This window comes from Methylomarinum sp. Ch1-1, assembly GCF_030717995.2.
Taxonomy (GTDB): domain Bacteria; phylum Pseudomonadota; class Gammaproteobacteria; order Methylococcales; family Methylomonadaceae; genus Methylomarinum; species Methylomarinum roseum.
In genome coordinates, this window is sequence record NZ_CP157743.1 from 1,162,018 (window position 1) to 1,172,927 (window position 10,910).

At 52.9% G+C, this 10,910-nt stretch carries 10 protein-coding genes; all 10 read left to right on the plus strand.

The genetic code is table 11. From position 1 onward, the window contains the following. The first annotated feature begins 108 nt into the window (after positions 1 to 108). The 10 genes from Q9L42_RS05740 (at position 109) to Q9L42_RS05785 (ending at position 10,874) form a co-directional block, all read left to right on the plus strand. Positions 109 to 1,356: an NAD(P)/FAD-dependent oxidoreductase gene (locus Q9L42_RS05740; protein ID WP_305909382.1), complete on the plus strand. Its 1,248-nt coding sequence runs from the start codon at positions 109 to 111 to the stop codon at positions 1,354 to 1,356. Next, entirely contained in the window at positions 1,341 to 2,543 is a 1,203-nt protein-coding gene (locus Q9L42_RS05745; RefSeq protein ID WP_349432255.1) for a beta-ketoacyl-ACP synthase, read from the plus strand. Before Q9L42_RS05740 ends, Q9L42_RS05745 begins: the two co-directional genes overlap by 16 nt. Continuing rightward, positions 2,540 to 2,980 (plus strand): hotdog family protein, encoded by a 441-nt coding sequence (locus Q9L42_RS05750; protein ID WP_305909380.1) that lies wholly within the window; start codon positions 2,540 to 2,542, stop codon positions 2,978 to 2,980. Before Q9L42_RS05745 ends, Q9L42_RS05750 begins: the two co-directional genes overlap by 4 nt. Positions 2,981 to 2,989: 9 nt before the next feature. Further along, complete coding sequence (gene fabG, locus Q9L42_RS05755; protein WP_305909379.1) at positions 2,990 to 3,715, plus strand: 3-oxoacyl-ACP reductase FabG; 726 nt, start codon at positions 2,990 to 2,992, stop codon at positions 3,713 to 3,715. Continuing rightward, positions 3,715 to 4,938: a beta-ketoacyl-ACP synthase gene (locus tag Q9L42_RS05760; RefSeq protein WP_305909378.1), complete on the plus strand. Its 1,224-nt coding sequence runs from the start codon at positions 3,715 to 3,717 to the stop codon at positions 4,936 to 4,938. Before fabG ends, Q9L42_RS05760 begins: the two co-directional genes overlap by 1 nt. Before the next feature lie 731 nt (positions 4,939 to 5,669). After that, positions 5,670 to 6,194 (plus strand): O-acetyl-ADP-ribose deacetylase, encoded by a 525-nt coding sequence (locus Q9L42_RS05765; protein WP_305909377.1) that lies wholly within the window; start codon positions 5,670 to 5,672, stop codon positions 6,192 to 6,194. Continuing rightward, entirely contained in the window at positions 6,187 to 6,582 is a 396-nt protein-coding gene (msrB, locus tag Q9L42_RS05770) for a peptide-methionine (R)-S-oxide reductase MsrB (protein ID WP_305909376.1), read from the plus strand. The genes Q9L42_RS05765 and msrB overlap by 8 nt, the downstream gene beginning before the upstream one ends. Continuing rightward, complete coding sequence (locus Q9L42_RS05775) at positions 6,579 to 7,880, plus strand: M18 family aminopeptidase (RefSeq protein ID WP_305909375.1); 1,302 nt, start codon at positions 6,579 to 6,581, stop codon at positions 7,878 to 7,880. Before msrB ends, Q9L42_RS05775 begins: the two co-directional genes overlap by 4 nt. Before the next feature lie 101 nt (positions 7,881 to 7,981). Next, positions 7,982 to 8,515: a YfiR family protein gene (locus Q9L42_RS05780; RefSeq protein ID WP_305909374.1), complete on the plus strand. Its 534-nt coding sequence runs from the start codon at positions 7,982 to 7,984 to the stop codon at positions 8,513 to 8,515. Further along, the gene (locus tag Q9L42_RS05785; RefSeq protein ID WP_349432259.1) at positions 8,508 to 10,874 is read left to right on the plus strand and encodes an EAL domain-containing protein; all 2,367 of its coding nucleotides are present in this window, start codon (positions 8,508 to 8,510) and stop codon (positions 10,872 to 10,874) included. The genes Q9L42_RS05780 and Q9L42_RS05785 overlap by 8 nt, the downstream gene beginning before the upstream one ends. Positions 10,875 to 10,910: the final 36 nt, after the last annotated feature.

A 10,910-nucleotide genomic window follows, 5' to 3' on the forward strand; every position in this document is an offset into this window, starting at 1 on the left:
GCCGCGAAAGCCGGGGCCGATACGCTTAAATATTGCAGGCATGGTCTGCGATGGATTTTTTTAGAGAGATAGATAGCATGATCATGGAGATGCAAGCAGGCTGGATTCATGGGGGATAGAGCGCACGTCATTATCATTGGCGCAGGCCCGGCCGGCGCTATCGCCGCGGCATTATTGAATAACAAAGGCTATCAGGTCTCCATCGTGGAACGCGAGGCTTTCCCCCGCTTCAGTATCGGCGAGAGTTTGTTGCCGCAATGCATGGAATTCATCGAGCAGGCAGGCATGCTCGATGCGGTCAGAGAGGCCGGTTTTCAGCTGAAAACCGGTGCGGCCTTCTTGCATCGCGATAAATATTCTGAATTTTGCTTTGCCGACAAGTATACCCCGGGCTTCGATTTTACCTATCAGGTGCAGCGCGACCGCTTCGACGCCTTGCTGGCCGATGAGGCTCAGCGTATGGGCTGTGAAATTCGCTGGCGACAGCAGGTAATCGCGGCCGATTTTACTGGCGGTCAGCCGGAGTTGACGGTTCGTGATCTGGTTAGCGGACAGGATTATCAATTGGCCGGCGATTTCGTTCTCGACGCCAGCGGCTTCGGCAGGGTGCTGCCGCGCTTGCTGGCTCTGGAAAAACCTTCCGATTTTCCGATGCGTCAGGCCTTGTTTACCCACCTCGAAGACCGTATCGATGACGCCAGCTATGACCGCGATAAAATTCGCATTATCGTTCATCCCGAACTCAGCGATGTCTGGTATTGGCTGATTCCGTTCAGTAACGGGCGTTGTAGTCTCGGGGTGGTCGGCGAAACACAGGTTTTCGATTCTCCAGGTGACGATAAGCAGGCGGTCCTGCATCGTTTTATCGCCGAGGAGCCCGGGCTGTCGGCGCTGTTGCAGAATGCGCGCTTTGATACAGCGGTCAACAGCCTCAACGGTTACAGCGCCAATGTCACAAGTTTGCACGGTCCGGGGTATGCATTGCTGGGCAATGCCGGCGAGTTCCTCGATCCGGTTTTTTCCTCGGGCGTGACGATCGCGATGAAGTCGGCTTGCCTGGCGGTCGAGGTGTTGGACCGGCAACTAAGCGGTGAGCCGGTAGACTGGCAACGCGATTTTGCCGAACCGTTGCAAAAAGGCGTGGAAACGTTTCGCACCTTCGTGACCTCATGGTATGACGGCGGTTTTCAGGATGTGGTGTTTTATCGTCATCTGAAGAAGGCCGAGCAAAAAAATAATATTAAACAGATGATTTGCTCGATACTGGCCGGTTATGTGTGGGATGAAAGCAATCCCTATGTTAAAAACTCCCGACTTCGCTTGAGGACGTTGGTTGAACTTTGTCGCGAGGCATGACCGGCTTGAAGCTTTATCTGAATGACCTTGGCATCCTGTCGGCCGCCGGCAATGATGGCAAAGACATGTTGGCTCGCCTGCTGGCCGGGGACCGTAGCGGATTGATCAGAACCGATAAGTACTCTCCCGGTCAGCCGTTCTATGTGGGGGCGGTACAGGGAGAGTTGCCGGAGATCGAGTCCAAATATGGTGTTTACGCTTGCCGAAACAATCAATTGCTGTTGGCGGCGCTGAATCAGATTTTGCCGACGGTCGACGGCATGATTAGGTGTTATGGAAAAGCGAGGGTCGGCGTGGTGATCGGCACCAGCTCGTCCGGCGTCAGAAATACCGAGCTGGCGCTGGCTGAGATCGCCCGGGGGCGTCCCAAACCGCCACAATTTCATTACAAACAACAGCAGTTTGCCGGCGGCGCCGACTTCCTGGCTCATCTGTTGGGCGTGACTGGACCGGCTTACGCCATTTCGACCGCCTGTTCATCCAGCGGAAGGGCGTTCGCCTCGGCGCGTCGATTGATCGCCTTGGGACTCTGCGACGCCGTCATCGTCGGTGGCGCCGACAGCTTGTGTCGTTTTACCGTATGCGGGTTTGATGCATTGGAATCGGTATCGGCCGGACGTTGCAAACCTTTTGGTCGGCACCGGGACGGCATTAATCTGGCCGAGGCGGCGAGCTTGTTCGTGTTGAGCAAGGATGAAGGGCCGGTGACCCTGCAAGGTATCGGCTCCAGCAGCGACGCTTATCATTTTTCCGCGCCCGACCCCGCCGGCAACGCGGTGATCGCCGCGATGCAAATGGCGCTGACTGATGCGAAGATACGGCCGGAGCAGATCGACTATGTCAACCTGCATGGCACCGCGACTCCTTTGAACGATGCGATGGAAAGCAAGGCGCTGCATAGCGTGTTTGGCGAGGCGGTGGCGGTCAGCTCCAGTAAAGGCATGACCGGTCACGCCCTGGGCGCGGCAGCCGCGCTGGAACTGGGGATCTGCTGGTTATTGTTGACACAAGACGATCAAACGGGCTTGTTGGTCCCGAATATCAATGACGATGTCATCGATTCCTCGTTGCCGGCTTTGAACTATGTAAGCCCCGGACAAGTCTTGGGAAGACCGATGAGGCATTGTCAGAGTAATTCATTCGCCTTTGGCGGCAACAATATATCGATTATCGTTTCCCGGACATGAAGGAATTTTCAGTTGAAGAATTGCTGCCGCATGCCGGCAATATGGTGTTGTTGAACCGGGTGATCGACTATGGTGAAGACACGATGCGCGCCGAAGTCATCGTGCGTGATGGTGGTCTGTTCGCCGACGCCAACACGGTGCCGGCCTGGCTGGGCATAGAATATATGGCGCAAACCATCGCGGCTTTGGGCGGCATGAAACGCCGATTGGCCGGAAAACCGCTTAATCTTGGTTTCTTATTGGGGACTCGGCGCTATGATTGTAATGTCGATAAGTTTGCCGTGGGAACCGTGCTCATCGTCGCCGTTACACGCTTGGTGCAGGATCAGGGGCTAGGGGTTTTTGACTGCCGGATTAGCGCCGAAGGGATAGTGGCGGCGGCCAAATTGAATGTCTATCAGCCCGATTCGACGGTGAACCGGGTGATAACCGAATAAAAGAATAGTATGAGAAAAACAGTTTTGGTGACAGGTTCCAGCCGAGGCATCGGCAGAGCCATTGCCCTATATTTGGGACAGCAAGGATATGATGTGGTGGTGCACTGCCGTAGCCGTCGAGCCGAGGCGGAGCAGGTTGCAGCCGAAATCGGCGAGATGGGACGCGAGGCCAGGGTCTTGCAGTTCGACCTGGCGGACAGGCGACAGTGCGCGGAACAATTAGCGCAAGATATCGAACGGCATGAGGCTTATTATGGCGTCGTTTGCAATGCGGGCATGACCGCCGATAACGCCTTTCCGGCGTTGAGCGGCGAGGAATGGGACAATGTCGTCCATACCAATCTGGACGGCTTCTATAATGTGCTTAACCCCTTGATCATGCCGATGATCAGGCGGCGTCAGCCGGCGCGGATCGTGACCTTGTCCTCCGTTTCCGGCTTGATCGGTAATCGTGGTCAGGTCAATTACAGCGCCGCTAAAGCCGGCATCATCGGTGCGACCAAGGCCTTGGCGCTGGAGCTGGCGAAGCGTCGCATCACCGTCAATTGCGTCGCGCCAGGTTTGATCGACACGGAAATGCTGGAGGAATTGCCGCTGGACGAGATCAAAAAAATGATTCCGATGAGACGGGTCGGCGCCGCGAAAGAAGTGGCGGCTGCGGTGGCTTTTTTATTGTCCGAGGATGCAGCCTATATTACCCGCCAGGTGATTTCGGTTAACGGAGGGCTGTGCTGATGAAACGTGTCGTGGTGACCGGCATGGCCGCGATTACGCCGGTGGGCAATGATTGGGAGACGGTCGCGCAAAGGCTGAAAGCGCAAACGACCGGCATTCGATACATGGACGATTGGGATAAATACAAAGGTCTGAACACTCGTCTGGGCGCGCCGGTCGATTTTTCCAGGCCGTCGCATTATAGCCGCAAGCAGGTGAGAGGCATGGGCCGGGTGGCGATGCTGGCGACCTATGCGTCGGAACTGGCGTTGATCGATGCCGGCCTGTTGAATGATCCGTGTTTGCACAGCGGGCAAACAGGGGTGGCTTACGGCAGTTCTTCCGGGAGTTTCGACGGTTTGATCGATTTCACCAAGATGCTGCTGAATTATGATAAGGGCGGACTGAATGCGACCTCCTACATTCGCATGATGGGGCACACCTGCCCTGTCAATATCGGGCTGCATTTTGGCATCAACGGGCGCATCATTCCCACATCCAGCGCCTGCACCTCCAGCAGTCAAGGCATTGGATATGCTTATGAAACGATCAAGCAGGGGCTGCAAACGGTGATGGTCGCCGGCGGCAGCGACGAATTGTCGGCTTCACAGGCGGCGGTGTTCGATACCTTGTTTGCGACCAGTCTGCGTAATGATGAGGCGAATAAGACGCCGCGTCCGTTCGATAAAGACCGCGACGGTTTGGTGATCGGGGAAGGCGGCGCCACGTTTATTTTGGAGGAAAGAGAGCGCGCGCTTAGCCGTGGCGCGCCTATCTATGCCGAGATCGTCGGCTTCGGCACCAACTCAGACGGTTTGCATGTGACCCAGCCCAATAGCGACAGTATGCAGGTGGCGATGAAGCTGGCCTTGCAGGACGCCGGGCTGGATGCGGCGGCGATCGATTATGTCAGCGCTCACGGCACCGCGACGGAGTTAGGCGATGTCGCCGAGAGTCATGCCACGGCCGCGGTGTTCGGTGAGCGCATCCCGATCAGCTCGATGAAAAGCTATACAGGGCATACTTTGGGCGCCTGCGGCGCGATCGAGGCCTGGACGGCGGTGCAAATGATGAATGAGGGCTGGTTTCATCCGACCGCTAACCTGGATAACGTCGATCCCGCTTGTGCGGAACTCGATTACATCAGCGGCGATATTCGCCGCATCGATTGCGAGTATTTGATGAGCAATAATTTCGCCTTCGGCGGCATCAATACCTCGTTGATTCTCAAGAGGGAGCGCTGAATCAGCAATGTCGCATCGCGGCTTGTTGACGGAATCGGATGAAGTAGGCGCTTGAGGAGACGCAGTGGCCTAAAACCCGAAAGATATTGAATAGTTAGTGCGGTTATTTCGAAGCGTCACGTAACCGCTGGCGCGGCAACATGACCTACGACTTTACTAAATAAGAACTCAGCGCCTCTGTTTCCCTGCGGTTAAGTATCGAAGTTATCCTTAAACTCATCAGGCTGTTGCAATAGAGAGAAAAGGGGACAGGCTACTTTTACTGAAGTTTCCCGGTTTGAGCATTTTTGCTGTGTTTAGGGCATGGGGTGTGTCTGTCGAGGAGCGCCGTAAACCCATCCCTGGGGGCTTGACGGCAGCATCCTTTCTGCCGACATCCTCGCCAAACACTCCCCATGCCCTTTTTGAACTCCAGAAAAAAGGGCAAAAAATGGGACAGAAAATGGAAAAGAGGACATGGAAAAGGGGGCGGCATGGAAAAGGGGACAGGCTACTTTTACTGAAGTTTCCCGGTTTGAGCATTTTTGCTGTGTTTAACCTGAGTTCGGGTTAAGAAACCAGACGGTATCAGATGGTTCTTCCAGAGCTAGCTGATACCGTCTTAACCCTTTGGAATATGAGATTCTTTTATTACGAACTGGGCTTAAATAAGAACTCAGCGCCTCTGTTTCCCTGCGGTTAAGTATCGAAGTTATCCTTAAACTCATCAGGCTATTGCAATAGGTCCCAATATGACTGACATCGAAATTATACAAACGGATATCACCCGGCTGAAGGTCGATGCCATCGTCAATGCCGCCAACAACTCACTGCTCGGTGGCGGCGGCGTCGATGGCGCCATTCACCGCGCGGCGGGGCCGGAATTGTTGGCGGCCTGCAAGCAGCTGCAGGGTTGTGAAACCGGGCAAGCGAAGATCACCCGAGGCTATTGCTTGCCGGCGAGCTATGTCATTCATACCGTCGGGCCAGTCTGGTCGAATGGTGAGCGCGACGAAGCGGCATTGTTGGCCTCCTGTTACCGAGAATGCCTGAAACTGGCTAAACAATATCGCTTAAAAAGCATCGCCTTTCCGGCCATCTCCTGCGGCGTCTATCGGTTTCCGCTTGAACAGGCCGCGGAAATCGCCTTGACTACGATACAGCAGTTTGTGTCGGCTGAGACCGAGTTGCAGACGATTTATCTGGTCTGTTTGGGTGTGGCGGTATTGACGGCGTACAATGAAACTTTTACGAAACTGAAGGTTAACCATGGTTGATGAACAGATGACAGAACAGGAATGGCGTGACAAATTGACGCCGGAGCAGTTCAATATCTGCCGCCTGAAAGGCACGGAGCCGCCTTTTACCGGCAAATACGCCGACTGTAAAGAGGACGGCATTTATCATTGCGTCTGTTGCGGTAATCCTTTGTTCGATTCCGCGACAAAATACGACTCAGGGTCCGGTTGGCCCAGTTTCTGGGATGTGCTAAACGAGCACAGCCTGGATCAAGCGGTCGACGAAAGCCATGGCATGCGTCGGGTGGAAGTTACCTGTCAATCCTGTGGCGCCCATCTCGGTCATGTGTTTGAAGACGGGCCTCAGCCGACTGGCTTACGTTATTGCATTAATTCCGCCGCGCTGGATTTAAAGGAAAGAACATGAAGGCAAGGGAACACGTTCAGGATCTGCTGAATTTCATCGACGTCAGTCCTAGTCCCTGGCATGCCGTGGCGACGTCGGAGCAACGTCTGCAGCAATATGGTTTTAAGCGTTTGTACGAGGCCGATAAATGGCGCCTAAGCGCCGGCGAACGGTATTATGTGGTTCGTGATGACTCCTCTCTGGTCGCCTTCGTGATAGGGCGGAAGTCGTTGCCGGAAACCGGCTTTAAAATTTTCGGCGCGCATACCGATTCGCCGGGCTTGAGAGTGAAGCCTAATGCGGCGGTCTTAGTCGATGGCGTCGTCAGGCTGGGCGTCGAAGTCTATGGCGGGCCGATTTTGGCGACCTTTAGTGATCGCGATCTGAGTTTGGCCGGCCGGTTTAGTTACAAGGCCGATGATGGCGTGATTGTCAGTCGTTTGCTGCGTTTCGATCAGGCCTTGTTACGCTTGCCGAACCTGGCGATACACATGAATCGGAACGTTAACAGCGAAGGTCTGAAATTCGACAAGCAAAACGAGTTGCCGTTGTTGTTAACGACCTTTGCGGAAGAGCAGTTGCCGCCGGATTATTTTTACCGCTTGTTGGAGCAAGCGGCGACAGTCAAAAAAGAGCAAATTCTAAGCTGGGAACTCAATGTCTATGATACCCAGAAGGGAGTGTTCTGGGGACCGGAACAGGAATTTTACGCCAATGGCCAACTGGATAATTTAGCCTCATGCCATGCCGGGCTCAGCGCCTTATTGGATGAACAGGTGCTGCGTTCCGGCAATACACTGGTATGCGCCTTTTTCGATCATGAAGAAATCGGCAGCGAAAGTCATAAAGGCGCAGATGGATCCTTTCTGCCGGATATCTTAGAAAGAATGGCGTTGTCTATCGATGTCGACCGGGAAGGATATCGGCGCTCGCTGGCGCAAAGTTATATGATCAGCGCCGATATGGCGCATGCCTATCAACCTAACTTTCCCAATGCCTATGAACCCGATCATAAGGTCATGGTCAATAATGGGCCGGTCATCAAGGTCAACGCCAATCTGCGCTATACTTCGGAAAGTTTATCGGAAGCGATGTTCGTGGATTGGTGTAAGCAGGCCGGCGTGAATTGGCAACATTATGCGCATCGCACCGATATTGCCTGTGGCAGCACAATCGGTCCGATGGCCTCGGCGAGGCTGGGCATTCGCAGCATCGATGTCGGTAACCCGATGTGGGCGATGCATAGCGCCCGCGAGAGCGCCGGTGTTCAAGACCATCATGATTTGATTCGGGTATTGGCTTGTTTTTTTACCGGCTGATTGAATTACATGGGGTATCCGCTATGCTATAGACTATATTTCATCACTAGAAAGGACGAACTGCTTGTCGGGCTTTTTCTGGCCACAGTGTTCATAATCTGATGCTGTTGATACGGACCGTAATAATCTTTTTTTGTTTTTCGGCGCTGGTTTTCGCTAAGCAGCCGGCTCTGGAGTATAAGGTTAAGGCGGCATATCTCTATAATTTCACTAAATTCATCAGCTGGCCTGACAAACAGAGTGAAACCTTTAATCTCTGTATTTTGGGAGAGGATCCTTTTGGCCCCCTGCTGAAGCCGTTAGAGCAGCGGTCCGCGATGGATAAACCGATACATCTCATTCGGCTTGATACCCTAGATCAGGCCCGACAATGTCATATGCTTTATATCGGCGATGAAACACGTGTTCGTTCAGCAGAACTAGCGGCCTCTTCGGCCGTCAATTCTCTCCATGGCGTATTAACGGTGAGCAGTCAGCCTTCATTTGCCAAAAGCGGCGGCATGATCGGCTTCGTCATCAAAGAGGGGCGGGTTAGATTGCAGGTTAATTTGGCTGCATTGAAGAAAAATGGCTTGAAGATCAGTGCAAAACTCATGGAAGTGGCCGAGCTGGTCGTAGGAGACTACGATGAATAAGCATTTCAGAAAGTTGTCGATCAAATGGAAATTGCTATCGATACTGACCTTTTCCAGTATCCTCTCGTTGTTTTTGGCCTTGTTGCTGTTGGTTTTTGTTGAAGTCACCGAGTTAAAAAGCAAGGTTCGTAGCGATTTGACCGCGATGGGCAGTCTGGTCGCCAATCGCAGCACCGCAGCCTTGAGTTTTGATGACAAGGCGGTGGCTAGGGAAAATCTGACGGCGTTAAAGGAGATGAATGAAGTGACAGCCGCCTGTCTCTATGATCAACAGGGGCGGATCTTTACCTCACTTTATCAAGGACGAAACCAAGGTTGTCCGACGACCGACAACGGCTTGTCGACTCATTTCGAACGGATGTCGCTGGCTATATTTGAACCGGTGCGGTTGGATAAGGAACAAATTGGTGGCGTGTACATCATCGCCGATTTAGAACCATTATTGTGGCGCAGATTGCAATTCATCGGTCTGGTATTGTTTATCCTCTTTATCGCCTCGCTGATTACCTTCCTGCTGACCGCGCCGCTGTTGGGCTGGGTGTCCGAACCGATCATCAGGCTGGCCCATGTCGCCCGTAGGATCAGTCGGGAAAAGGATTATGCGTTGCGGGCGGCGAAACACAGCGACGATGAGTTGGGGGTGCTGGTGGACGCCTTCAATAATATGATCAGCACCGTCGATCAGCAGAACAAGACCTTGGTCAGTGTTAAAAACAACTATCTGGCGCTCTATGACAACAATCCGACTATGGTGTTTTATCTGAATATGGATGGCCTGATATTGTCGGTTAACCGTTTTGGCGCTAAACAGCTCGGTTTAACGGCCGAACAGGTGCAGGGGCAGTCGATTTATGATTTTGTTCATCCGGATGATCTGAATGCGACCAAGGCCTTGTTTGAGTTATGTCGACTGAGTCCAAACAAAGTCTATAAGCAGGAGGTCAGAAAAATCTGCCGCGACAAGGAAGTGATCTGGGTTAGGGAGTCGGCTCGTTTATTGGTCAATAGGCAACAGAATCAGAGCAATTTACTGCTGGTTTGTGAAGATGTGACCGAAACCAAGCGCCTGGCGGAAAAAATTGAATATCAAGCCAGCCACGATGCATTGACCGGGCTGGTCAATAGAAGGGAATTTGATGGTTATGTGCAAAAAATCGTTGAAACGGCGCAGCTGAACAAGACCGAGCATGCCTTGTGTTACCTGGATCTAGATCAGTTCAAGGTCATCAACGATACCTGCGGGCATATGGCTGGCGACGAGCTGTTGCGGCAACTGGGCGAATTGTTGCGACATAATATTCGTCAGAAAGATATTCTGGCTCGTTTGGGGGGCGATGAATTTGGCGTGTTGATGTATGACTGTACGTTGCGCCAGGCCATCAACGTCAGCGAGAAATTACGTAATGTCGTGCGCGACTTTCAATTCGGCTGGGAGAACAGAAGCTTCAGCGTCGGCGTTAGCATCGGCGTGACCCGCATCAACTACGCCAGCGGCAATGCCGTCGAGTTGTTAAAAGAGGCCGATGCCGCTTGTTACGCCGCCAAGGAAAAAGGGCGCAATCGGGTTCATGTGTTCAGACCCGATGATGAGGAGCTGGCTTCCCGCCAGGGTGAAATGCAATGGGTGCAGAAAATTCAACGCGGCATCGAGGAAAATTGTTTTCGCCTATACGGCCAGTTGATTGTGCCGATAGACGGACGCCAGGAAGGTTTGCATTTTGAAACCTTGATTCGATATCGGAACAGAAATGGCGCGACCATCCCACCGGGGGCGTTCCTGCCCGCGGCGGAGCGCTATAACATGGCGGCGGCGCTCGATCGCTGGGTGATCGAAAATTTATTTGCCTGGCTGGCTGGCAAACCGGATTTTTTAACTAAACTATCCCTATGTTCTGTTAATCTATCGGGGTTGTCCTTGTCTGATGAAAGTATGTTGACATTTATCGATCAGCAGTTTAAGCGTTGGGAAATTCCGACCCAGAAAATTTGTTTTGAGATCACCGAGACCGCGGCGATCAGTAACTTAAATAATGCCAGACAGTTCATCGATAGCCTGCGACAAAAAGGTTGTTTGTTTTCGCTCGACGACTTCGGCAGCGGCCTGTCTTCGTTCGCTTACCTGAAGAATCTGCCGGTGGATTTTATAAAAATCGACGGCTTGTTTGTCAAGGATATCCTTGACGATGAAGTCGACCGGGCCATGGTCGAATCGATCAATTCGGTCGGTCATGTGATGGGCAAGAAGACGATTGCCGAATTCGTCGAGAACGAGGCTATCCTGGCTCAACTTGATGAGCTTGGGGTCGATTACGCCCAGGGCTATGGCATTGCGAAACCGATTCCGCTGGATGAATTGTAAGGGGTTATTGGAATCTTATATGAACATAAGATCGCT